General features: G+C 51.6%; 22 protein-coding genes. 10 read left to right on the forward strand and 12 right to left on the reverse strand.

Features of this window, described 5'->3' with window-relative positions; genetic code table 11:
* The first annotated feature begins 51 nt into the window (after positions 1-51).
* Genes V9K92_RS04215 through V9K92_RS04230 form a run of 4 tightly spaced genes read left to right on the forward strand, consistent with a single transcriptional unit; the run spans position 52 to position 4,337 of the window.
* Complete coding sequence (locus V9K92_RS04215) at positions 52-1,515, forward strand: sugar ABC transporter ATP-binding protein (protein WP_337353362.1); 1,464 nt, start codon at positions 52-54, stop codon at positions 1,513-1,515.
* A complete protein-coding gene (locus tag V9K92_RS04220) occupies positions 1,512-2,459 on the forward strand; it encodes an ABC transporter permease (protein WP_337353363.1) in 948 nt (315 codons plus the stop codon). The genes V9K92_RS04215 and V9K92_RS04220 overlap by 4 nt, the downstream gene beginning before the upstream one ends.
* A complete protein-coding gene (locus V9K92_RS04225; RefSeq protein WP_337353364.1) occupies positions 2,456-3,406 on the forward strand; it encodes an ABC transporter permease in 951 nt (316 codons plus the stop codon). Before V9K92_RS04220 ends, V9K92_RS04225 begins: the two co-directional genes overlap by 4 nt.
* A gap of 16 nt (positions 3,407-3,422) precedes the next feature.
* Positions 3,423-4,337, forward strand: coding sequence for an SMP-30/gluconolactonase/LRE family protein (locus V9K92_RS04230; RefSeq protein ID WP_337353365.1), 915 nt, complete (start codon positions 3,423-3,425; stop codon positions 4,335-4,337).
* Positions 4,338-4,511: 174 nt separating this feature from the next.
* Here V9K92_RS04230 and V9K92_RS04235 read toward each other — a convergent pair whose 3' ends face one another.
* The 3 genes from V9K92_RS04235 to V9K92_RS04245 are packed head-to-tail and all read right to left on the reverse strand — an operon-like array spanning position 4,512 to position 6,125.
* Entirely contained in the window at positions 4,512-5,345 is an 834-nt protein-coding gene (locus V9K92_RS04235; protein WP_337353366.1) for an NHL repeat-containing protein, read from the reverse strand.
* Entirely contained in the window at positions 5,342-5,761 is a 420-nt protein-coding gene (locus V9K92_RS04240; protein WP_337353367.1) for a carboxymuconolactone decarboxylase family protein, read from the reverse strand. The genes V9K92_RS04235 and V9K92_RS04240 overlap by 4 nt, the downstream gene beginning before the upstream one ends.
* Positions 5,697-6,125, reverse strand: a complete 429-nt coding sequence (locus V9K92_RS04245; RefSeq protein ID WP_337353368.1) for a MerR family transcriptional regulator — start codon at positions 6,123-6,125, stop codon at positions 5,697-5,699. The genes V9K92_RS04240 and V9K92_RS04245 overlap by 65 nt, the downstream gene beginning before the upstream one ends.
* Before the next feature lie 380 nt (positions 6,126-6,505).
* Here V9K92_RS04245 and msuE point away from each other — a divergent pair, with 380 nt between their 5' ends.
* The 3 genes from msuE (at position 6,506) to V9K92_RS04260 (ending at position 8,851) form a co-directional block, all read left to right on the forward strand.
* Positions 6,506-7,072, forward strand: coding sequence for an FMN reductase (msuE, locus tag V9K92_RS04250; protein ID WP_337353369.1), 567 nt, complete (start codon positions 6,506-6,508; stop codon positions 7,070-7,072).
* 235 nt (positions 7,073-7,307) lie between these two features.
* Positions 7,308-7,664 carry a hypothetical protein gene (locus V9K92_RS04255; RefSeq protein ID WP_307277094.1) on the forward strand — a complete coding sequence of 119 codons (357 nt, stop codon included), beginning with the start codon at positions 7,308-7,310 and terminating at the stop codon, positions 7,662-7,664.
* A 326-nt stretch (positions 7,665-7,990) separates the two neighbouring features.
* Complete coding sequence (locus V9K92_RS04260; RefSeq protein ID WP_337353370.1) at positions 7,991-8,851, forward strand: NmrA family NAD(P)-binding protein; 861 nt, start codon at positions 7,991-7,993, stop codon at positions 8,849-8,851.
* A 21-nt stretch (positions 8,852-8,872) separates the two neighbouring features.
* On the opposite strand, the gene V9K92_RS04265 is transcribed toward V9K92_RS04260, so the two are convergent.
* The 4 genes from V9K92_RS04265 to V9K92_RS04280 form a co-directional block, all read right to left on the reverse strand.
* Positions 8,873-11,500 carry a glycosyltransferase family 39 protein gene (locus V9K92_RS04265; RefSeq protein ID WP_337353371.1) on the reverse strand — a complete coding sequence of 876 codons (2,628 nt, stop codon included), beginning with the start codon at positions 11,498-11,500 and terminating at the stop codon, positions 8,873-8,875.
* 439 nt (positions 11,501-11,939) lie between these two features.
* Positions 11,940-13,340 (reverse strand): ATP-binding protein, encoded by a 1,401-nt coding sequence (locus V9K92_RS04270; protein ID WP_337353372.1) that lies wholly within the window; start codon positions 13,338-13,340, stop codon positions 11,940-11,942.
* Positions 13,337-14,077, reverse strand: a complete 741-nt coding sequence (locus V9K92_RS04275; protein ID WP_115054922.1) for a response regulator — start codon at positions 14,075-14,077, stop codon at positions 13,337-13,339. The genes V9K92_RS04270 and V9K92_RS04275 overlap by 4 nt, the downstream gene beginning before the upstream one ends.
* Before the next feature lie 166 nt (positions 14,078-14,243).
* Positions 14,244-15,086, reverse strand: a complete 843-nt coding sequence (locus tag V9K92_RS04280; protein ID WP_337353373.1) for a MipA/OmpV family protein — start codon at positions 15,084-15,086, stop codon at positions 14,244-14,246.
* 830 nt (positions 15,087-15,916) lie between these two features.
* Here V9K92_RS04280 and V9K92_RS04285 point away from each other — a divergent pair.
* Complete coding sequence (locus tag V9K92_RS04285) at positions 15,917-16,573, forward strand: protein-L-isoaspartate(D-aspartate) O-methyltransferase (RefSeq protein ID WP_337353374.1); 657 nt, start codon at positions 15,917-15,919, stop codon at positions 16,571-16,573.
* 158 nt (positions 16,574-16,731) lie between these two features.
* Positions 16,732-17,796, forward strand: a complete 1,065-nt coding sequence (locus V9K92_RS04290) for an ROK family protein (RefSeq protein ID WP_337353375.1) — start codon at positions 16,732-16,734, stop codon at positions 17,794-17,796.
* A gap of 5 nt (positions 17,797-17,801) precedes the next feature.
* On the opposite strand, the gene V9K92_RS04295 is transcribed toward V9K92_RS04290, so the two are convergent.
* The 5 genes from V9K92_RS04295 to V9K92_RS04310 all read right to left on the reverse strand — a co-directional run bounded on the left by V9K92_RS04295 (position 17,802) and on the right by V9K92_RS04310 (position 23,391).
* Positions 17,802-18,110 (reverse strand): hypothetical protein, encoded by a 309-nt coding sequence (locus tag V9K92_RS04295; RefSeq protein ID WP_337353376.1) that lies wholly within the window; start codon positions 18,108-18,110, stop codon positions 17,802-17,804.
* Positions 18,111-18,291: 181 nt separating this feature from the next.
* Positions 18,292-18,615 (reverse strand): GFA family protein, encoded by a 324-nt coding sequence (locus tag V9K92_RS22835; protein ID WP_443094441.1) that lies wholly within the window; start codon positions 18,613-18,615, stop codon positions 18,292-18,294.
* Between the two features lie 71 nt (positions 18,616-18,686).
* Positions 18,687-18,977, reverse strand: coding sequence for a DUF1236 domain-containing protein (locus V9K92_RS04300; protein ID WP_337353377.1), 291 nt, complete (start codon positions 18,975-18,977; stop codon positions 18,687-18,689).
* 120 nt (positions 18,978-19,097) lie between these two features.
* Positions 19,098-20,015: a response regulator gene (locus tag V9K92_RS04305; RefSeq protein WP_115054930.1), complete on the reverse strand. Its 918-nt coding sequence runs from the start codon at positions 20,013-20,015 to the stop codon at positions 19,098-19,100.
* On the reverse strand, positions 20,008-23,391 hold the full coding sequence (locus V9K92_RS04310; RefSeq protein ID WP_337353378.1) for a hybrid sensor histidine kinase/response regulator: 3,384 nt from the start codon (positions 23,389-23,391) through the stop codon (positions 20,008-20,010). Before V9K92_RS04310 ends, V9K92_RS04305 begins: the two co-directional genes overlap by 8 nt.
* Before the next feature lie 255 nt (positions 23,392-23,646).
* On the opposite strand from V9K92_RS04310, the gene urtA reads away from it, so the two are divergent.
* Entirely contained in the window at positions 23,647-24,939 is a 1,293-nt protein-coding gene (gene urtA / locus V9K92_RS04315) for an urea ABC transporter substrate-binding protein (protein WP_307278912.1), read from the forward strand.
* Positions 24,940-24,943 lie beyond the last annotated feature (4 nt).

Genomic DNA, 24,943 nt, shown 5'->3' on the forward strand with positions numbered 1-24,943 from the left:
CCTGATTTTTATATCAGGCCGAGCCTTTCGCAGTATTGAGGATTTTGCCGCGTGACGAATACTAGACCGCAAGACGCTGTGATAGAAGTGAGGGATGCCAGAGTAAGCTTTGGTGCAGTCAAAGCCCTTGATGGTGTAACGCTTGCAATTCAGCCCGGTGAATGCGTTGGGCTGGTCGGCCATAACGGCGCGGGAAAATCCACCATCGTCAATGTCATTAATGGCGGTCTCACACCGCATGAAGGACGCGTTGCGCTTGGCGGTAAGTTGATTGAAAAATATAATGTCAAGGTGGCCCGAGACCACGGGGTACGTTGCGTCTTTCAGGAACTGTCGCTTTGCCCCAACTTAACAGTTACCGAAAATACCCGCATCATGCATCGGAGCCTTGCAGGTTGGGGCTGGCGGAAAAAAGCAAGTACTGTCGTTCGCGCAAAGCTTGATGAGATTTTCCCCGGCCACCGCATTCCCGTTGGGGCGCTTGTTGGCGATTTAACCATTGCGGAAAGACAGATGGTGGAAATCGCTACGGCTTTTTCCGAAGTGATTCAAAAGGTAAGACTTATTATACTGGATGAACCTACGTCATCTCTTGACGCAGGGCTTGCCGCGCAATTGTTGGCATTCGTGCGCGCATTTGTCAAAACCGGTGGTTCGGTCATTTTCATATCGCATATCCTTGGCGAAATACTTTCAACCTGCGACCGGATCGTCGTTATGAAGGATGGCAAGGTGGTTGCAGCCAGACCGTCAGAAGGATGCACGGAACATAGTCTGGTCGAATCCATGGGTAGCGTGGTCAAAGGACCGTCCGCAAGGTCCATTCGAGACATCAACATCGGCGAACCCGTCCTTTCAGCGGCAAGGCACGCAGGCAAAGGATTGCCACTCAAGGCGCATAGGGGCGAAATCATCGGATTGGCGGGCCTTGGCGGCCACGGCCAGACCGAAACTCTAATCGATATCTATCTCAAGAAGAGCGGCAATTGGGTGCGTGAGCGAGCACCAAAGGTCGCTTTTATCGCTGGGGACCGCCGCCTCAACGGTGTATTTCCTTTATGGAGCATCATCAAGAATATGTCGATCGGTCATCTGTCAGACCTTTCAACAAAGGGTTTGATCCGACGGCAGGACGAAGCGAAGCTCGTCGAAAATTGGAAATCCAAGATCGAAATACGCACCAAAAATGTGGAAAACGGCATCCTGTCGCTATCGGGAGGTAACCAGCAAAAGGTGCTGTTTGCCCGTGCTCTTGCGACACGGGCGGACGCTGTGTTGATGGATGATCCGACTCGCGGTGTCGATATCGGGACCAAGCAGGAAGTCTATTCAATCTTGCGATCGGAAGCGGACAAGGGACGTACCTTCATATGGTATTCCACTGAGATGGATGAAATCTGTCTGTGTGACCGTGTTTACGTGTTCAACAGTGGTGTGATTGTTGCAGAATTGACCGGAGATCAGGTAACGGAGAAGAATATTCTTGCTGCGTCATTCAGGAGCGCGGCAGCATGACAAATTGGTTCACACGCGACGCCATTAGACTGCTGATTCCCGCGCTGTCGCTTACCCTTCTTCTGCTTGTCATCTTTTACCTGCAGCCACGTGCAATGAGTTACAATGGATTAAATCTGTTGTTCAATCTTGCTGTGCCGATCGCGCTAGCCACGATTGCTCAGATGCTTATCATGACAGTCAACGACCTCGATCTTTCCATGGGCGCCTTTGTCAGTTTTGTGGCGTGCGTTGTGGCTACGTTTCTCAATACAAACCCTTTTCTCGGTATTGCCCTCCTGGCCGCAGCGATTCTTGCCTATGCCGCTCTTGGTGTTCTCATTCATGTGAGAAACCTTCCTTCTATCGTGGTTACGCTTGGCATGAGCTTTGTTTGGGGTGGGTTAGCAGTTCTAATTCTGCCTGCGCCTGGTGGACAGTCACCGGTTTGGTTGCGGGCATTGATGGTTTCCAAACCGCCTTTGGTGCCCTTGGCAATTATCGCCAGTATTCTCGTTGCTGTTTGCGCCCATTTTCTCATTATGCGCTCCTCACTCGGTGTGGTCTTGCGCGGGGTGGGCGGCAATTTTCGTTCCGTTGAAAGGGCAGGTTGGTCCATTGTACGCGCTCGCGCCATTATCTATGCGCTTGCAGCCTTCTTTGCCATTCTTGCCGGCTCGGCGCTCGTGGGTCTTACAACCTCAGCCGACGCCAATATTGCCCTACGATATACATTGCTCTCAATCGCTGGCGTTATTTTGGGCGGAGGCGAGTTCGTCGGTGGCAGGGTCTCTCCAATCGGGGCCGTTATTGGCGCGCTGACATTAACTCTGGCCGGTTCATTCCTGTCTTTTCTCAGAATATCGCCGGACTGGCAGATTGGCGCGCAAGGCATGATCCTGATTATTGTTCTGGCCCTTCGATTGTTGTTCAACCGGCTTGAACGGCGAGGAAAATCCGCATGATTTCGATTAAGCTCTTGCTGGAAAAGCCATGGATATGGTCCTTCGTCGCAGCGGCAATCGTCTGGTTTGTCACTATCATGTTCACTGGTGGAGCAAGCGCATATGGGCTCTCGCAAGCCGCGCTTACCTTTGCGGCATTTTCAATTATCGTCGGCATCGGCCAGATGTTTGTCATCACGCTCGGACCAGGCAATATTGATCTCAGCGTCCCGGCAACGATGACACTTTCAGGTACGATTGCATTAAAGCTCATGGGCGGCGCGGATTCCATGGTGGTGCCGGGTTTGCTCGTCGCCGTTGCAATCGGTGTCGCTGTTGGCGTGGGCAATTATGGTCTGATCAAATTACTGCGTATTCCACCAATCATTGCTACGCTGTCGATGAGTTTTATTGTGCAGTCGACGGCAATCTGGACCAATCGCGGACTGCGGATCAAACCACCGGCGATTCTTGCTGATTTTACCACATCCATGACGCTGGGTGTTCCTAACGTTGCCTGGATTGCGCTCGGTCTTTCCATCGTTGCCTATTGGCTTTTGCAGAAGTTGATTTACGGTCGGTGGGTTTCTGCCATCGGACAGAATATACTGGCGGCCCGCATGACCGGGATCCCGGTCGACGGCGTGCGCATTGTTACCTATGTTCTGTGCGCGGTTCTGGCCTCAGTATGTGGCTTCCTGCTAGCAAATTTTTCGGGTGGAGCCGCGCTCAATATGGGGTCGGAATATCTGCTGATGTCCATCGCCGTCGTCGTTATTGGTGGAACAGCAGTTGCTGGCGGAAACTCCAACGTTCCGGGCATATGGGGTGCCTCACTTTTCATGTTTCTCGTTGTTTCGATGCTCAACACCTACGGGTTTGACGCCGGCATTCGCCTGATCATGACCGGTATTATCATCATCGGCGTTATCGTTCTTGCCGGTGGCCACAACTCTGAACAACGTTAAAACTGGTGTACCTGGAATGATCAATACAGCGCTTTATGAAGTTCATGATCAACGCTTTACCAGCCTTATTGTAGGTAGTGCGGTGCTTGAGGAACTGTACTCATCTTGCCGTTGGGCTGAAGGGCCAGTCTGGTTCAATGATAGCAACAGCCTTTTATGGAGCGACATCCCGAACCAACAAATGTTGCGGTGGATTCCTGACGGTGGCGTTTCGGTTTTCCGGTCACCGTCCAATTTTACCAATGGCAATACACGGGACCGGGAAGGCCGCCTCATATCGTGCGAGCACGGCACGCGCCGTGTCACGCGCACGGAAGTGAACGGAACAATTACCGTTTTGGCCGACCGCTATCTCGGCAAGTGCCTTAATTCTCCCAATGATGTCGTTGTTCATTCGAATGGCTCTATATGGTTCAGCGACCCGACTTACGGAATACTCTCAGATTATGAGGGTTACAAATCTGAACCCGAACAATCGTCACGCAATGTTTATCGGCTCGATCCTGCGAGTGGTGACCTATCTGCCGTGGTTACAGATTTCCTCCAACCTAACGGTCTTGTTTTTTCGCCCGACGAAAGCTTGCTCTATGTGGCGGATTCCGGTGCAAGCCATACAGATGGCGCCCCAAGGCATATCCGCGTCTTCGATGTTGTGGACGGGAAGACCTTGAGCAACGGTCGCGTCTTTGCTCATATCGATAACGGCATTCCCGATGGCCTCCGCGTTGATTTGAATGGGAATCTTTGGTCAAGCGCTGCTGATGGTGTTCACTGCTTTAGTAGTGACGGGACGCTGCTCGGCAAAATAAAGGTCCCACAGACAGTTTCAAACCTCACTTTCGGCGGGACGAGGCGTAATCGTTTGTTTATAACTGCAACGCAGTCGCTCTACTCAATCTATGTGACAACGACAGGCGCGCAACAGCCATAGCACGATTGAAATTGAAGATATTCAAACGGCGCTCTGAGCCGGATTTCGTTACTCCAAATTAGCAGGAGCGGTGGATCAATTTTACCGATCAACCACACCTGACGTATGGATTCCTACTTGCCGCGTAACTCCTATTACAGGAGTAACTATCGCCGGTAGATATAGAAAATTCTGCTATTGATTCAGAATGGGGATACGATAGATCGCTCCATCACCCCACGTGGCCGTGAGCAAGGATGTACCGTCAGGTGCCACGACCAACCCGACCGGATTTCTCAGTCCATCGGCAACGACGCGTAATTTCCCTTCGGGCGATATTTCCTGAACGGTTGTTCCTCCATAGTCGACCACAAAGACACGGCCGGTCTTCGTCATTGCGACGCCAGGGCCGGGTGCGCCCAAAGCCTTACCTGTTTGAATGCGGGAACCGTCCGGGCGCACGAGCGTGATGTCACCGTCGATGTTGGAAACAACATAGCCGCCGTCCGGTGTTTGAACCGCCCCCACCGGCGTTCGCAAGCCCTCGATGATCGGCTCCAGTTGACCGTCGTCATTCACCGCGAGTATTTGATTGGTACGGCGATTGGCAATTAGAAGCTGTCCTGATCTGTCGAAGCCGATTCCGGCTGGTGTCGCAAGGCCTGTTACATATGTGCTTCGTTCTCCCGCTGGCGTGAAACGATAGATCTCGTTGCCGGAATAGGATGCAACATAGATAAATCCGTCGGGTGCGATCGTCAGCCCGGATGGACCGGAAATTCCATCAGCGAAGATTGTACGATTGCCGGCCGGGTCGACCCGGGAGACGCGTCCTGCTCCCCATTCTGCCACGAACAGGTTTCCTGTATCATCAAAAGCCATGCCGACTGGCGAACTGAACCCTTTCCAGAGCTCCACAGGTGCAGCTTTGTTTGCATAGGCGGAAGTTGCCGTTATCTGCAAAAGCAAAACAACTATGGCGAGAGGCGCCAAATAGCCAATTACAGAAGGGCGAATGAGCTTCATCATGCTGTGCGCTCCTGCGTTTTGGGGAAGCGTCGGGCGAATACTTCCTTGGCGGCGAACAACCCGTTAAGTGCTGCCGGGAAACCGGCATAGACGGCCATTTGCATGATGATTTCGGTAATTTCATCTCGGCTCAGTCCGACATTTAATCCGGCCTCGACGTGAACCTTCAATTGTGGACTGGCATTGCCCAGCGCCGTTAACGCGCCAATGGTGGCAATTTCGCGAGCGCGCAGATCAAGGCCAGGGCGGCTATATATGTCCCCGAAAGGAAATTCGAGAATATAGCGCGCAAAATCGGGGGCTATATCCGCCAAGGCAGCGATGACATTGTTTCCGGCTTCACCGTCGATCTCAGCGAGTGCGCGCTGTCCGCGTTCCAGTCGGCTTTCGCCGGCGTTCTGGGAGTGCTGTATCATGTTCCTTCATCCTCTGTTCCTTGCCGGCATATCCGGCAATCTTGGTGTCAAGGATAAGAAGGCAGGCTTGGAGATCGGTAACGTGGGCGCGAACGCGATCGCGATGCTGTTCCAACAGCTTGCAACGCTCCGCTTCTGTTTCGACACCCCGCTCCCGCAAAGCTGCGTAATGCAGCATGTCCCGGATCGTCATTCCAGTCATTTTCAAGCGACCAAGAAACTGAATCCAGATCAGGATTGTTGCGTCGTAGTCTCGTTGCTTCGATTGGTCTCTATCCGCATACGGAAGCAGCCCAATCCGCTCATAGTAACGGATAGTGTGGGCCGATAGTCCCGAACGCTTCGCCAGTTCGCCAATCTTCATTATTACCTTCTTCACCACGACGCATTGGAGGGTAGGGGTTAGAGTATACTCTAAGTCAAGCGACGAAATGACGATTTTAAATATTGCGTTCAAACAATGATTCCAGCGCGATGTGAGCCTAGTCTCCGCCCCCGAGTCCGGGGTTTGTCTTTGCACCGGAGAGATATCTTTGGCTGAGAGCAGACCTGAGCGCGCCGGTCGTAGGCGTCGTCCCTTGAGGAGGGGCGACCACGCACATACTATCTTCCGGCAGCGATTGAGAAAGATTTACCAGTATCGGCGTTCAGTTCAGCCTCTACGTTCTTTTTAATCGCAATGCTTTTGGTAGTCTTGGAGTCATCAGCCATTCTTGCGGCGCGTACATATCAAGGATATCGCTCATGCCCAATCCAATTGTTGTTGGTCTCTCCGGCAACTTCAACCGCCCTTCCAAAACAAGATTGCTCGTCACAAACACGGTCAATCGGATCAGTCGGCAATATGGCCTGGTGGCTGAGATTTACGACCTGATCGACCTGGGAGACTCTCTTGGGTCCGCCCGCCATGTCAGCGAGCTCAGTTCTGAAGCCGGAAAAATTCTCGACAGAATTATAGCGGCTGATATCCTTGTGGTAGGCACACCGACCTATAAGGGCAGCTATGCCGGGCTCTTTAAACATTTCGTCGATTTACTCGAGCCGCTTGCCCTAAAAGGCAAGCCAGTAGTGCTTACGGCCACTGGTGGTAGCGATCGGCATGCGCTAATCGTCGAACACCAGCTGCGACCCTTGTTTGGTTTCTTTATGGCTCATACGCTTCCGACTGGCGTCTTTGCTGTCGATCGCGACTTCCTCAATCATGAGATCATTTCAGAACATATCCACGCGCGGATCGACCAAGCGGTTGAAGAAGCACGGCCATTTATCGGCCAGTCAGTCGCCGTAAGAACTCTCAGTGCGACGGGGTAGTTCTGAGCTTTCCCGTTTGAATGGAACACTGCATGACGAACGTCGATCAATGGCCTGTTCGAGTGCGATCAGTGCGCTTTCATTTTGGATGTAACCCATGTAGTTTTTCAATCATTTACGGCAGATAACGCGATCAAGTGGGCCCAGTCGATTGAAATCGCACTTTCACAAGCAGATAAAACCCAACAAAGCATTTACCCGCAAAGCAATTGCATCGGATTGCTCGTGGTTAAATATGCCAGAAATTGCCAGCGCTCCGGCCAACCCGGAACTGTATGCAAGGGCTTATTTGTCTGACCCCGTTTTCTGGTGGTGGTCAACGAACAGCTATACAGTGGAAGAATGCGGGACCGTACTAAAACGCGTCCTGAGTTTGATTGATCAAGCCCGGCTGCCGGACCATGAACAAGCGCTCGCTCAACTGGGTGTTGGACCGCTGGAAAGTATGATGTCAGAATCCTTGCTTGATATTCTGGAATGCTGGGTGCCATTCAAAGAACCAATGCGTTATGCGCTCAACAGTGTGCGTTTTGAAACCCAACCACTCGCCGTGCAACTGCGGTTTGAGACATTGATGGACCGCTCGCGATAAACCTCGAATGATCCATGACGCGTGTTCGTAGTGGCGGCAGGTGATGCTCCTGCGATCATCTTGGATGCCCGATTGTATGTTGCAAGCGTCTCGAACAAACCTTTAGACATTATAGTCCTTCCCATGGCCCATTTGTTTGATGATAGTTGAAACAGGTATGCGCGCAAGCAGTGCCTGAATCCCGCAAAAGCACGGCCGTACGTAAGCCAATTCGAACAATCTCCCTAGATCAGCGTTGGAACAAAGAGAACCAAACTCGGACGATGGCCGAGTTGTGAGCAACTGAGAGTGAGCGTGACGGCTTTATAAGAAGTAGGAGAGGTCAAATGTACGTTATCATGGGTGGTACTGGCCATGTCGGTTCTGCCACAGCAACTGAACTATTGAATTTAGGTCACGCCGTAACAATCGTCACTCGAAATGCCGATCAGGCCGCAGGATGGCGCGCGAGAGGAGCCGAGCTTGTTGAGGCGGATGTCGAAGACGTAGCATCGTTGCGAGCAGCATTCCGCCGCGGTAAACGAGCGTTTTTACTCAATCCGCCAGCCGATACGGCACGAGATACGGACGTCATCGAACGACGTACGGTGGCCAATATTCTTGCCGCGCTTGATGGCGCGGGATTGGAGAAGGTGGTTGCAGAATCTACGGGCGGCGCACAACCTGGCGATCGCATTGGCGATCTCAATGTGCTTTGGGAGCTCGAAGAAGGATTGCGTCACCAACCTATCCCCGCGGCGATCAATCGCGCTGCTTACTACATGAGTAATTGGGACGGGTTGCTGGATAGTGTGCGGACAAGTGGAACGCTTCCCATCCTGTTTCCCCCCCATACAATGATTCCCGTGGTTGCTCCGAGCGATTTGGGCAAAGCAGCCGCGCAAAGACTTCTTTCCGGCGTCGATGACGTTGATGTTCGTTATATTGAGGGGCCAAAACGTTATTCGCCTGAAAACCTAGCAGAAGCGTTTGCGAATGCGCTGGGTCGGCCTGTTGAACTCGCAATCATACCGCGAAAGGATTGGAAGCAGTCTTTTCTGGAGCTGGGCTTTTCTGACCGTGCCGCAGAATCCTACACGCGTATGACAGAATTGAGCATTGATAAAGGCTTTGATATGCCGGATGATTCGTGGCGCGGTCGAACATCGTTGGAAACCTACATTCGCAGCCGTGTAGAAGTGTTATGACTGAAAGACACGATGGGTTCGTCAACGGACCGAACGGCCATTACATTTTGTGATCGGGGTGCAATCGCGCAACGCATAACCTACCCTGTAATAAAAGCTGCCAACAGAAACACCCTGTTTGACTAGGTTTTGTTGCTGGATTTCAGTCAGTTTGTAAAATCGCTTGCTCAGAGAATCTTGCTCCAGTTCATGCCGTTTCAAGCTGATGAGGATCGCATTATTTCCCTGGAAATCTTTCGGCCGAAACCAATAATTGTACATCAGGCTATTTTTACCCAGGACGCCGCTGCCAACCGAACTTTTTATCGGGTCTTTTGACAGGCGATTATAGAAGGCGAGTTGGCTGGCAAGAAAGTATCTGTCCATGCCAATAAGGAGCACGGGTTTGCCGCTCTGATATTCAACCGCGTTTTGAATCAGTCCAACTTCATGCCCCAACTCCTGCCACGCTACGGGAAGGGTACGAATTGTCCCGATGGAATGGGTCATGGGCAATCCGATAGCCAGGTAATGCAGGCCCAACCCATAGATGACGAATGTCGAAGCTACCGTGGGAGCCCACAATCGCCGTAGCGTCACTGCAAACCGAGATCCGTCAGTAGATGGTTTGACGATTGCAGCAGAGATTGCCGGCACGATCGCGAGCCAGACTGGCCCTGTCCAGTTTAACTTGACGCTGTGAAAGAGGCTGAATGCAATGAAGACTGAAAGCGGAACCAGCGTATATGCTAAAACGAAGAAAGACCTGCGGATATTTATCAAACCCTTGCTTTTAAATCGAAATTCAAGATTTATGAGGGTGGAAATTGTCGCAACCAGCCCGAACGGAGTGAGCAGGATTGCGACGCTGCCTATCAAGGCGGGAAATGAAAAAATATACGGGCTCTCCAGCCGCCGCGTGCTCTGGAAAGCGAAGGAAACCCATTCATTTGTCGCGTTCCAAATGATCACGGGTGAGAAGAGTAGCACAGCAATAGCTGCCGCGATGTAGGGCTCTGGTCGTCGCATCCAATGCCGAGAGACAACGTCCAGGCACAGGAAGGCGAGGGTGGCAGGTCCGAGCAGAACAATCGTGTATTTGGAGAGCATTCCAAGACCAACACAGGCACCTACGCCAAACCATGCGCCACGTTTGTTACCCAAAAAAGATCGCTCCAAGAAATAAAGCGCTCCAGCCCAGGCGGCCGTAAGAGGTGCGTCGGGCATCATCATGATGCCGGTTGAAAAGAAAAACGGTAGCGTTGATATGAGAAGTAAGCTGACGAGCGCGGCAGATTTTCCAAACAGATTTCGTGTCAATAGAAAGACAAAGGTAGCTGTTGCGATCCACGCAACATAAGCGCCGATGCGTACACCAAATTCGGTGTTGCCAAATAGACTCATGCCCAACCAGATCAACCAGGCGACCATTGGAGGATGATCGAGATATCCAATATCTAGGTGTTGCGCATAATTCCAATAATAAGCTTCTTCCGGGATGAGATCCACAACTCCGAGGAACGTCAGTCGAAGCATAAGGGCGTATCCCACAATGCCAATGGCGGCTACGCGCCATGAGATATCCGGCGCCAAACGGGATGTAGGGGATGGGTAAACAAAGAAAGCATTGCCGAGATAGTTTACGATTGCAGCAACTCCGATAGCGAGGATTAAACCGGCTAAAGGAGGCCAATCGAGGAGGTGAACGGCGCAGGCGATGATGCCGCCTCGTAGCGAGAAAGCCAGCAGGCAGATAGCCGCGAACCGGGCAAAGCGGGTCCAATCCTGCTTCACGCTTGGAGAAAAGGCCCAACGGGAATTGAGATTATAGTTGATAATTGCAGCGGCAGCGAAACTGATCGCGTGAGACTGGCCAAGACTAAAGCCGTAGGCAATCAAAACTTGGAACAGCAAGATATCTGCTGCGAACCCGATCAGCCCTACGCCTGCAAAACGCCCGGCGGTGCCAAACGAAATATTACCGCCACCCAAAACCAGCAGACGGCGCATATAGCTGATCAAATGATTAAGGCCGATCTTCGATTGCCCTAAAGTTCGGTCATGGAAAATAATGGGTATCTCGCTAACGCGCAAAGTATGCCCGCCAGCTGCGATGACTTCCAGTCCGATTTTGAAACCCGTAGCGTCAGGATCTACCGCTAAAAGATGTTCCTTTCGAACCGCGAAAAATCCGGACATTGGATCGCTTAATTCGGTAATCGGCCAAGCTAATGCGCCGCCAAGACGTGATAAAAGCCGACGTGATCCGGGCCAGCCCGGCGTGGCTCCGCCGGACACATAACGGCTGCCGACAACCATATCGCTCGTGCCTGCTATAATTGGACCGATCATATTGGCAATCTGATCTGGCGGGTGACTGAGATCAGCATCCATTACCACAATGATACTACCATTGGCCTGGCGTGATGCTGCCAATACGTCCCCCGCCAATCCTCGCATACCATCTCCGCAGATAAGCTTGACCGGATAGTCGGGCTCCCAAGCGCGAATGTGCTCCAATGTCCCGTCTGTTGACCCGCCATCGGCGACAAGAATTTCATATATTGTATCCGCGGCAGGCTGGGAGGTAATCGCCGACAATATCAAGTCAATATTGTCGACTTCATTGAGTGTGGGAATGATAATAGAGACAGGTTGAATATGCTTCATGTTGTTTGGACTCAGTAAAGGACGGCAGACATGCTTCGTTGATCTTCGACTCCGTCACGGGAGCGATGCGAAACTTGGCGATGAGAATGATTTGACGCGGCGCGCTATTTTGATCCGAGCGGTGGCGCTGGATCTGCGCTAGATCGAGATTGCCGCGTGAAGCGCTGATATCTGCTGCGAAGTGGCTGTCTGGGATTTGTCATTTCTACTCACCATTTTTAGTCGCCACAGGGTGGCCTTTTGATGAGTATCCGGCTGGAAGCAGGCTTCTTTCGCGAGATTTTATTTAGATATATTTCATGATGTAGGGATTTGTTTCGGCCCGCAGACAGGTTTTATAGCCGAACAGTAGTTTCGTAGTCGCCAATCAGGAGGCGCCGAAAACAATTGTGTGATACCAATATTATTTTAGCAGCAAGTGGCGACAAGTTGCTGGAAGCTACGAGAAGCTTGTGTCTGATACTGTCTGATACATCGCACGCAGGCGACGTTGTTTTGAATCGAAAACATGGTTCTTTTCAAGTTTTCCCGGATCACATGGCAGACTTATGTGAGCGACCAAGCCAGACGTACTCTTGTTCTTCAGAAAAATGGAACCGCCATGACCTTTGACAATATCCTGCACAATTGAAAGGCCGAGACCAAACCCACTCGTAGAACGAGCGGGACTGACTTTGAAGAATGGTTCGAACACTGTGGTTTGAAGCTCCACCGGTAGCCCAGGACCATCATCCGAAACCTCGATTGCCAAAGCACCATCTCCTGATGACACAAGTGACACAACAACATGCGTGCCAAACTTGGTCCCATTGTCTACCAGGTTGGTAATGGCGCGGCTTAAAGCGCGAGGCTTGCAGAGATAGGCCAGACGGTCTGGGCCTGAATAGCTTACATTGAAGCCCACATCTGCGAAATCAGAACAGACGGTACTGAGAAGGCTGGGCAAGTCTGAGCGCAACGGCGCTTCGGAAGATACTTCCTTGCTCAGATAGGTGAGGGTTTCCCTCATCATCCCATTGATCGTAGCGATATCATTTAACATCAATTCACGCAAAGCGCCGTCTTTTGAGCGCTCGACGCGAAGCCGCAACCGAGTGAGCGGGGTTCTGAGGTCATGGCCAATGGCGCGCAGCATCCGGGTTCGGTCATTCATCATGCTGCGCAACCGGCTACGCATGTCGTTCAGAGCACGGGCCAGTGCAACAACTTCTTGTGCACCGCGCTCTTCGAAAGGTCGATCAGGACCCTCTTCTGCGCTTAATACCAAAGCGGCTGCGGAAAAACGCGACAAGGGAGCGACGATCATACATCCGGCATAAAAAGCCAGAAGGATTACCGGCACCACAATTGCCAAAACTTTCAAAACAGAATTGAAACGCGTTTCCAGCGACCAGAATTCTTTTGGTTCCGGGCGGATTGCAAAGGCTAAGGATTCAGTGGGAGTTATTTTGACCAGCAGGACATTGTCCACGTCTGACGATCTCAGCGCCGTGGGGAACTTGCCTGTCAGCGCGTCGCGGACTCGCGTGCCAAGACCGGTTGTCTGATCCATGTTTGAGGCTGCTTTTTCAAACTCAGCATTGCTAACTTTTTCGACCGGTATGTCGCTGTTGGCTGTCACCTGCAAAACTATATTGCGGTTCTCGGGAGTTTTTGCTGCCAGAAACTGATTTACCACAGTTTCGATTCTGATAGCGGTTGAACGGTGATAAGGAACTGAATCGTCAAACACCAGGGGCTCTGTAACGACCCCCATCGCGCAAGCAATCAAAATAGGTGCAATTGCCAGCGCGATGATCTGTCCGCGAATGGTGTCGAGATTGGACGATTGCAGCATCATACACGCTCCACTTTTGGCGTGAAAAGATAACCGGCAAGCCGGACCGTTTTTATGAGAGTAGGCTCTCGAACATTTGGCTCTATTTTTTGCCTCACCCTGCTGACATGAACGTCGATACTGCGCTCGACAGGGCCTGCGGCACCGGCATGCGTCAAACTCAAGAGTTGTTCGCGGGTAAGCACCTTGCCGGGATTCCGGCAAAATGCGAGCAGCACGTCAAATTCTGCCGTTGTCATTGAGATGTGGACCCCATTGGGATCACGTACCCGCCGCAATATCGGGTCAATCCGCCATCCTTCAAATTGCAAGGGGTCCTGTGTTTGGGGGCTTGCAGAAGTGTACGACGAGCGTCGAAGCAGGCTTTTAATCCGCGCCAGAAGTTCGCGCGAGTTGAATGGTTTGGTAATATAGTCGTCAGCGCCCAATTCAAGGCCAACGATACGATCAATATCATCACTGAGGGCCGTTAGCATTATGATGGGAGTTGTCGCCTGTGCACGCAGTCTGCGACAAATACTGAAACCGTCCTCACCGGGGAGCATAACATCCAGAATAATAAGATCGAATGATTGCTCGCGAAGCAAAACTTCCATTTCCGCCGCAGAACCCGTGGCAACAGCGTTAAAGCCATTGTCCAACAAGGTTTCTATGACCATGTTCGCGATCTCGGGGTCATCTTCCACGAGAAGCACTCTTGCAGACTGATCCAAGACTGTCACACGCATGTGAATATTCATTCCCCAGCCCCCAAAACCATAATTCGGTGTGAGGGTAAATAATGTCCCATGAATGGCGTTATGGTGTCATTCGGAGCCACATTTGGTTGCGTTGAAAATTAGGATGGAAATCTGTCGACGCGCGAGCCTCGGAACCGTGACATTGAATAATTTTGTCATCTCTGGACTAGAATTTATAGCCAAGCATCAGCATCGCTGACGGTTGGAATGCTTCTTGTACGATTGGACTGTCTGCCGCGTCACCGACTAGATAACCCACGCCTATCTGCCCTTGGATGAGCCAACTTTTCTCCGTGACATAAGTAACGGAGGCTTCAAAGTCGACACGTTTGAAACCTGCGCCTGCATCATATGCGGCAAGACCCGATCGGGCTGACTGCGCTGAGGTCACCCCGAAATATGATTCCATATGATTGGCATCAGCCCAGGTCGCTGAGGCGCCAGCCGAGAAAAGGAATTGCTTGTAGGAGTGCGAGACACTTGCGCCAACTGTTCCTACCAGACCATCGCTACCTCCGATTGTTTTATCGAAAGATGTAAACAGTTCAACAGGCCCTAGCTCGTATGCCAACTTTCCGCCAATTACGGCTCCGGCATCGACGTCGCCCAGCCCTTTCAGATGATCGCTGTCATCTTCCTGTCGGCCTGCCTCATATCCGATCTTTGCCGTGAAGTTAAAGTTTTGATAGCGGTAAACGTCGATGGAAATTCCGCGGGGATCAACGGTCACATGCTCGCCAAAGGTTGCTGAAAACATTGGAAAGGGCTGAACTTCAAACTCATCCGACCCTTCAAATTTCGGCGCATAGATACCACCTGCGCCGATTACAACATTCCATTTGTTAAGGCGATCCTTGACTTTCTCGAAGCGACTTGGATTGATACGTTCCGGGCTGACTTCGTCGAAGGTTTCGGCTGCTGCCTGCAACGGACACAAGCTGATAATACCCATCACGGCGACCGAGAGTGTCAGTCGAATGTCAGAATAAACTTCTTTGGTGATTGGCATACAAAACTGCTCCTGAGATTTCAGAGGGGTATTGCCCAACTCGCGGCCGTCTGCCCTCATTCATCAGGAATACCCCATTTGGTATTTTCAGGGATTTTGTAATGTTAAGAAATGTTGCGCAAATATAGGCTTCATGTGGCAACTTTTGCAGCTCTTGAAGCCATCTTGGTGAAATGCGACGGTAGCACAAACGGTAAAGCGCGTGCGACAGTCGCCTTCATCAGTGCAGCCATTGCGGAACTGGTGATTATCGCAATGGCCGGTTATATTACTGTGAGAGCCCGGATTTATCGTGATCCATACTGCCTGACTTGCACTGGTAATATCCCGATGCGCATGATTTGGCGGCGGGGTCGAGATTAACCTTCCTGGGAGTCCAGGAATTGTAAGTTCCGCATCCCGCAGCGATCAACGCACCTAAAATCGCTGTGGCTGTAATTAGTTTTCTCATAATTGTCTCCCGATCGGCCCGCTGCCGCGATCCCGCATAACAATAGATTTGTTTGTAGTCGAGTCCCGACTTCAAGGTTGGAAGGCAAGCTTGAACCTCTCAGGCTCCTGGGAGGCAAACTTGTTAGCGAGGTTTTGGCTAATGCTGACAAGATGTGTCGGCGAATGTTTACTAGGCGATGCTCCGACGTGTGGCTACTGTTATGGGGTACTCAGCCATGCGGCTACATAGATCGGGTCGAAAAGGAGCAGTTAAGGCGTAGTTGTATTGAAGATATTCAGAGAATTGTTCAGTTCCTTCATTAGACAAGCGAAAGTTTGATCACGGAACTGGTCACCGCTTGAATCATTGGAAAGAACGGAAACCCCGTGAGGCAGTCATGTTTGATTTTGTACGTGCCCGTAAGCGGATGGTCGATGCGGATATCGCGGGCCGAGATATAAGTTCACATCATGTATTGCAGGCCATGCAAAAAGTCCCACGCGAGGAATTCGTAGATGCTTGGCTTAAGGAAAGCGCCTATGAAGATAGGCCGTTACCGATCGCGGAGGGACAAACCATCTCGCAGCCATACATCGTTGCTTTGATGCTTGAGGCTGCAGACATCAAGCCGGAAAGCCGCGTGCTCGAGATTGGCGCCGGCTCAGGATATGCTGCCGCAGTTATGAGTAGAATTGCAGAACAGGTCTACACAATCGAACGGCATGTGGTGTTGGGAGAGGCAGCCCGAAAGTGCTTCGAAAAACTTGGCTATAGCAATATTCAGCTCAGAATTGATGATGGGACGAAAGGGTGGCCAGAAGCTAGGCCGTTCGATGCGATAATTGTTGCAGCCAGCGGACAGAGAGCGCCACAAGCCTTGAAAGAACAATTGAAGATAGGCGGCAGACTCATCATTCCGCTCGGCGGCGAATTTCAGTCTCAGGAGCTTGTTAGGATGACCCGTATCAGCTTCGATCAATTCGAAGAAGAGTCTCTTGGGGCTGTCAGGTTCGTGCCGCTATTGGGAGAGCAGGATAGACCGAAAGCACCGTGACGTGAAGCAGACCCGTGCATGCGCGCATCCTTGGGAATTCTATAATGCGAGTGAACGGCCCGAATTAGGAATACCGGGAATGCTGAATCGAACGCGTCGCGGAACTTGTTATAACCGGTCAACGTTCACATATCACTTCCATTGTATGCGAGCGCCGAATGTCGAAACCTGATGATAGTCCCCTTAAACAATCCCATATGCCCCTCAAACATGGCGCGAGTATATTACCCTCAGTAAAAATCGACAGTTACAATCTTCGCATCCGCGATAAAGACGGATTTATTGGCGACAAAGCAAACAAGGCGGCGTTTCTGGAGAAAGTTGATTACTGGCGCAAACAGGTTGACGGTCATGCAGCCGCAAAGCGGCTCAAAATGTCGGACATCTCCAAAACCGGTATCGATAAGATACTCGCCGGTGACGACAAATTAGCTCAGGCGATCATCTGGTCGGCCATTCATGATTTCGCAATCGACTTGTCCGATGTAATCAACCGGTTTCTCAAGGAGAAAAAATGGGAAAAAACCGAACGGATTGCCGTTGGAGGGGGGCTTAGCGAAAGTGCAGCCGGACAATTTGCCATTGCCGAAGCGATGCTGCGACTAAATTCCTTGGGTAGGAAAATCGAATTGAGACCGATCGAACATCTGCCTGACGAGGCGGGCCTGATTGGTGCCGTCCATCTCGTGCCTGCGTGGATGCTGAAGGGTCACGATGCCATGGTTGGTGTCGACATAGGAGGTACAAATATCAGAGCAGGAATAGTCACATGGGAGACGCGAAAGAAAAGCCCGAACATCGCGAAAGCAGAGGTTTGGAAGATGGACCTCTGGCGGCATGGTGACGAAGAACCATCCCGTGGCAAAGCACTAAAGCGTTTGGTTAAAATGATAAAGGCTTTACTGGAGGATGCTGAAAAAGAGAAAATTATTGTCGCTCCCATTATTGGAATTGCTTGCCCTGGACTCATCGAAAGCGATGGGTCCATCACCTCGGGCGGTCAAAATCTGCCGGGTAACTGGGAGGGAGAATCTTTCAACTTGGCGCGGGAAATTACCAGTTCGATTCCAGCAATCCAGGGCAAGGACACGTTCGTGGTAATCCATAATGATGCAGTCGTTCAGGGGCTTTCCCAGATACCGTTCATGAAGGATGTCCGCCATTGGGGAATCCTGACGATTGGAACGGGGCTTGGCAATGCAAAATTCACGCCCAACCCATGATCAATTCAAGTTCGGTTTGCCTGCAGAAGCTTGGCCTGGATTTCATGCCCAAGGGAGAGCTCTTCGGAAGATAAGGCTGCCGGTGTTGCAGCAAGATGCCAACCTAGTGCCAGGTCGACCATCATCGCCATGCTCTCGAGATCGGAGCGACTGAGTGGGATGGAGCGCTCAGCAGTGCCGTCACCGATTATGGGCAGCAGCTTAAGCGCTCGAATATGTCGAGGATCGTCGCTGCTGGCGAGCCGTTGTACTGCTTCAGTATATAATCTTTTGAGCAAGACGTACTGCGCTTGGTCCAAATTCAATACAGGCATGAAGTCCTCCACTTCATCCAACGAACAAGACATTCTAATGTTCCATACTCGCTGTCGCTGGCTATTGCAGTGGTAAGTCCGATCTATCGTAGTGGTCGTTTACGGGCGTTGATGCTTCAGCCTCGTAGATGTTATCCCGCTGTGTCTATGGCTGAAAGCCCGTCACGCTACTGTGTCAGTATCACTTGCTGAAACCGGTTTGGATTCGGGCGATTATATGTGGGAACTGCGAGTTCTGATTCATCCAGAGCCTTCCATATAGAGTAGCTTCATCGGACTTATCGCAAATCAGTACCAGCGGCGTGCCGCGGGAAAACACAAGCCTCTCGTTGCGAAAAGGGGAGGATCGGCGCTGTTTGGGTTGCGCTGACACCCAATGGAGATTGTCTGCTTTAACCCAACTGAGAACAGCGAGTGCACTTCCGGTTGTACGACGGCACATGTGGCAGTGGGTGCGTTCGATTGCAACAACGCGATATCCCGCCGAGGCGGCCGCCGTGTAAATTTTCCGCTTGGCCGGTCATATGCCTATCCCATCAAGAGGCGTCCATGCAGTTGCATGGGCGCCTTTGATTTTTACTGCGACATGTACACAACTTTGCGGTCTTTGGTCGATACGATTATCGGCCGTTTATCGACATAGACGTAACTATAGTCTGGGGCATCCGGAATGGGTACAAGCTCGACATCCTCTGGAATAGCGGCGCCCATAGTCAGGTCTTCTTCAACCACGATGGGGTCGGTCGGATGTGCGATCACATAATCACGCGCAGTCTGGGGCACTTCCACAATAACCGTATCTTGCGCAAATAGCGGACTGGTACTCAACAGCAGGGCAGAAATCGTTACTATAATTATGCGTTTCATGGTCTTCCTCCTTTTGCTCTCCCTTCGAATTGGAAAACAACCCACGTGAGGGAAGGTTCCACCTGTCGGAACGCGGCAGGAGGTTGACATCGTACGACTATGAAAGTTCAGTAAGAGCCGTTAGGTGCTGTGCAATATTCGGGCGGCTTTGACGGCAGCAGTGGCACGGTTTTCGACACCCATCTTGATATAGACTTGTTCCAGGTGTTTGTTGACAGTCCTGGCGCTCAATCCGAGAATATCACCAATGTCTCGATTTGATTTGCCCTTTGCAATCCATAAAAGAACCTCAGCTTCCCGTGCAGTCAATCCGAAGTGCTGGCGCAGCAGTTCCTCTGGGCTGGCCTGATTGGCGAGGGTTAGTCGGAACAAATATTCATCAGAGGTGAGGGCACCAAGATAGCTCAACTGCAGTCCCCCTTGCTCTCCGGGGATTGTAATGGGGTTGCCGTCTTTGTGACTTTGTTGCCTGGTCAGCCATGCCGCGACGCTCACCGAAAGTGCCTTATAACCGGCTTGTGTGCTGCCCATGGTCAGCTCTATCAGGTGGTTTGCCTGCGGAGTGGACCAGCGCAGTTGGCCATCTTTTCCAATTGCAAGAAGGTGGCGACCGGCGGCATCCAGCGCTATGCGCGCATTTTGGGCGGCGCGAGCATTGGCAAGGTGAACTCTGATCCTTGCCTGTAGTTCATCAATATTGATCGGCTTTGTCAGATAGTCCACGCCACCGGACTCAAGTGCATGGACGATGTGCTGGGTCTCGGAAAGACCTGTCATGAAAATAACCGGCACCTGGGTAACCGAAGCTGTGGTTTTGATTCGGGTGCAGGTTTCAAACCCGTCCATCTCCGGCATTATCGCATCCATCAAGATGATATCGGGTGTTATACGTTCGACAACATTGAGTGCGGCGTGGCCCGACGTTGCAATCAAAACAGAAAAACCCGATTGCTCCAGCGCGTCCGTCAGAAACCCAAGGGTTTGCGGCGAGTCGTCGACAATCAGAACAATATCGCGCGGATTGGTTGGCTCACTCACCTCTGATCGCCTCTTCCTGATTTTCGAATGTGCGAAGGAAACGGTCATATCCTGCCAGATCGAACATCTGAACGAATTGCCCCAGTGCCTCGGTAAACGCCCGGTTGTCTTCGATTTTCGCCAACTCGGCAATCTTTGTCTCAATGCCGCGGATGTACCCAATCTCGCCAAGATTGATCAATTCACGTACATGCGTTTCACCAGGACTGACCAGTTTACGAGGTATGAGAGATGAGGGCGACGTCGCATCAACGTAAACCCACTCCAGGCCCAGAAGCTGTGCGATCTTGTTTTGAAGCTGCCGAAGGTCAAAAGGTTTTGCGAGTGTGTCATTGTGGCCAGTTGGCCCGCCTGTGGGCGCTGCATCGCCTATATTGGCTGAAAGCATAATAATTGGCGAAAGCTCGCCAGCTTCACGCAGTCGTCTTACCAATTGCCAACCATCCATTTGCGGCATGGAAATATCAATCAGGAACAGGTCAGGAACGACCCCCTCGATAAGGGTAAGGCATTCTGGTCCGCTGGCGGCAGTTAACACGATGAAATCGAGGGGAACGAGAATCTCTCGCACCAATTCGCGATGATCTTCATTATCGTCGACAACAACGATGGTGCGCCGCTGCCCGGCGTAGCTGCGAATTTTTCGCGGCAAGGGCTGCTGTTGATGCGAGGGTGTTATGGCAGAAAGCATTAGCCTGATCTTGAACGTAGATCCTTGCCCATAGGTACTGGAAACCAAAATCTCGCCGCCCAACGTTTCGGTTAACAGACGGGTGATTGTGAGCCCAAGGCCGAGGCCTGGCATAGGTTGAATGTTCTCGGCTTCTCCTCGCTGAAAAGGCTCGAAGATACGCGGAAGATCTGAATCTGAAATTCCTCGACCGGTATCCAAAATCGTAAATGTTGCGACCTGACTGCGGTAGGTCACATCGAATAGGACACTGCCGCTTGTCGTAAATTTGATCGCATTGGACAAGAGATTAACGAGGATTTGCCGAAGGCGTTTTTCGTCCGTCCGGACATAGGGCGGCAAATTGCTTGAACGTTTATGCTTGAAGATGAGTTGTTTGGCATCGGCCTGTGGTTGAAACATCTGCACGATCTGGTCCAGAAAGTCGCTAAGATTGATCTCGTTGGAAAAGACCTGCAACCGGCCGGCTTCGATGCGTGAGATGTCGAGTAGTCCGTCAATGAGGCCTGACAAATGATCGGCGCTTCGCTTGATAACGCGAATTGCGGACTGGCGTGGAGCAGGGATTGTTTCGTCTCGTTCCAGTATTTGTGCGTAGCCAAGCACGGCGTTCAAGGGGGTGCGCAGTTCGTGACTCAGACCGATCACATACCTGCTTTTTGCGCGATTGGCGGCCTCGGCCGCGTCCTTTGCGTCCTGAAGAGCGGCGTCCGTTTTCTTATGAGCGGCTATTTCCTTTAACAGAAGGGTATTCTGACGCGAAGACTCTTCCTCAGCAACAACACGGCTGTCATGTGCCAGCACATAGAACCAACAGGCAATTCCTGTTACGACTGCAAATACAAAAAATACGATCAACAGCGTTCGGTCTACAACGCCCGACGTTTCAGATGGCCCTCCCGCCTGATGGGCTATCATGGTTAGAATTATGCCGATTGCCGTTAGAGCGATGATAACAGAGATTCCGTACCGTCCCAGTCGCGATGCAAGTGCCTGGATGATGCGTTGCGGCAAGAAAGAGCGAGCCACGATAGCGACCTGTGCGTTGAAATTTGCGTTAGGTTTGCACATGTCGTGGCAGCGGCTGTCGAGGGAGCAGCAAAGCGAGCAGATCGGAGCGCTATAGGCGGGACACCAAGCCATGTCCTCGGGTTCAAAATCGTGCTCGCAAATCGAGCATCTGAGTGTCTGCAGTGTTTTCCAAGCCCGCCGAGGCTTCCGCACTAGATAGTATTTTCCCTTGGTCTGCCACGCGAGCAGTGGCGAGACAATGAAAGCTACAACAAGCGCTATGAATGGTGCGAGCGCGGAGGCCATCTCACCGAAGAAACCGAAATGCGCGATCAGCGATATCATTGTCGCCGCAGCCATCGTTCCGAGGCCCACCGGGTTAATATCGTAAAGATGAGCACGCTTGAATTCTATGCCGGGCGGGGCCAGTCCTAGTCTTTTATTGACAAAAAGGTCAGCAGATATGGCGCAAAGCCAAGCCATGGCAATAAGCGAAAAAATACCTAAGGTTTCTTCGAGCAATCTGTAGATGCCAAGTTCCATCAGCAAAAGCGCAATTGCAACATTGAACAGCAACCAAACCACGCGACCGGGATGACTATGCGTGAGCCGGGAAAAGAAATTCGACCAGGCCAATGAACCCGCATAGGCGTTCATCACGTTGATTTTAAGCTGCGATACCACCACAAAACCAACCATCAGCATCAACGCTAAAGTATCGGAATGCGTGACGTAACCGAATGCAGTCAGATACATTTGTGAAGGGTCTGACGCGCGATCGACCGACACGCCGCTGCTAAGTGTGAGCACCACGAGAAACGATCCGGCGAGAAGTTTCGGGGCACCGACTAGGACCCAGCCCGGACCGGCAAGAAATACCGCAATGCGATGTCGCAGTTTTCGTTGCCCTTTGGGCGGCAAAAAGCGCAGAAAGTCAACTTGCTCGCCGATTTGAGCCATCAGAGCCAAGATTACTGCACTGGCTGCACCGAACTGCGCCAGCACAAAAGGGGCGCTTGTTCCAGGAATTGCGACCGGCACGTCGACACCTGAAAAAGCCCGCCAAAGATCAAATTTTTCCCAATCCACGAAAGCAATTACGACGAAAGGGAGGATGTTCAATATGATCCAGAAAGGTTGTGTAATCAGCTGAAATTTGCTGATCATCCGAACGCCGTAGGTGACCAGAGGAACCACAACCACGGCGCTGATAATATACCCAATCCACAAAGGAATTCCGAAAGCCAACTCCAGAGCACCGGACATGATCGACGCTTCGATAGCAAAGAGCAGGAAGGTGAACGTTGCATATATCAAAGAGGTGATTGTTGATCCGATGTAACCAAAGCTTGCCCCACGGGTCAGAAGGTCGATATCGACACCGTGGCGGATGGCGTAACGGCTTATTGGCAGCCCCACACAAAGCATGACGAGGCAGGCAACAGCGATCGCAGCTACAGCATTGGTGGTGCCGTAGGATAACGTGACGGCGCCGCCGATAGCCTCCAGCGCGAGAAATGAAATCGCGCCAATTGCTGTTTGGGCAATGCGTTGCGATGAATAACGGCGAGCGCTCTTCGCAGTAAAGCGAAGGGCGTAATCTTCCAAGGTCTGATCCGCTACCCAGCGATTATAGTCGCGTCTGATAGGAACGATGCGTTGGCGCGCAACCATTCGCCCTGTTTTCCCCGTGCAATGGTCCGACGTGTAAATCCTAGCGCCGACCGGATGGTGTTTTTCTTACTTAAACACCGGATGCGATACGGAAGAAAGCACTGATCTGCCAACTTAGGTCATCGTCTCTACGTCGTTTAACGTATGTGGGATCGTTGTTGGCTAGCAGATAGTCCCTAAACGCAGCGGATTTGTTCTGCCGCACATGGATAACAAGGCGCAATCAGCGTCGTTCAAAACAGTGGGGACATAATGATGAATATTAAAGCACACGTTAAAGGCGCTCTGTTAGCCGCCATGCTTTCTGCAACAGCGCTTCAGGGCGCGTTTGCCGCAGAAGATACGATCAAAGTCGGCATACTTCATTCCCTTTCGGGAACAATGGCCATCTCTGAAACCACGCTTAAGGACGCAATGTTGATGCTCATTGATGAGCAAAACAAAAAAGGCGGGATTCTTGGCAAGAAAATTGAGGCTGTTGTTGTTGATCCGGCTTCAGATTGGCCGCTTTTTGCTGAGAAAGCCCGCGACCTCATCGAAAAGGACAAGGTTGCTGCCGTCTTCGGCTGCTGGACTTCCGTATCACGCAAATCGGTGCTGCCCGTTTTCAAAGAGTTGGACAATTTGCTCTTCTATCCTGTCCAGTATGAAGGTGAAGAGAGCGAGCGCAATGTGTTTTATACTGGCGCTGCACCCAACCAGCAGGCAATTCCTGCTGTCGACTATCTTGCTGAAAATGAAGGTGTCGAACGCTGGGTCCTTGCTGGCACCGATTATGTCTACCCGCGCACAACCAACAAGATACTCGAGGCCTATTTGAAGGCCAAGGGCGTTGCGGCTGAAGACATCATGGTGAGCTACACACCTTTCGGACATAAAGACTGGCAGACCATCGTTTCAGACATTAAGAAGTTCGGTTCCGCGGGTAAGAAGACGGCCGTTGTCTCAACCATCAACGGCGACGCAAACGTTCCGTTTTATAAAGAGCTCGGTAATCAAGGCATCAAGGCTGAAGATATTCCGGTTGTAGCATTTTCTGTCGGCGAGGAAGAGCTTGCCGGACTTGATACGACACCGCTCGTCGGTCACTTGGCGGCCTGGAACTACTTCCAATCGGTCAACACACCGGCCAACGCCGAATTCATCAAGACTTGGAAAGCCTATACCAAGGACGACAAGCGCGTAACAAACGATCCAATGGAGGCCCATTATATTGGTTTCAATATGTGGGTGAAAGCTGTCGAAGCCGCCGGAACCACAGATCCGGATAAGGTCATTGATTCCATTGTCGGCGTGTCGGTGCCCAATCTCTCCGGCGGCTACTCAACGATGATGCCAAACCATCACATCACAAAGCCTGTCCTCATTGGCGAAATTCAATCGGACGGCCAGTTTGAAACCGTGTTCGAAACACCCGGATTGCTGGTAGGGGATGAATGGTCCGACTATCTGCCGGATTCCAAAGATCTTATCTCTGATTGGCGCAAGCCAATGTCATGCGGCAATTTTAATGTCGCAACCGGCAAATGTGGCGGCAAAGGCTCCTAATGAT

This window comes from Phyllobacterium sp. CCNWLW109 (assembly GCF_037203905.1).
Taxonomy (GTDB): Bacteria; Pseudomonadota; Alphaproteobacteria; order Rhizobiales; family Rhizobiaceae; genus Phyllobacterium; species Phyllobacterium ifriqiyense.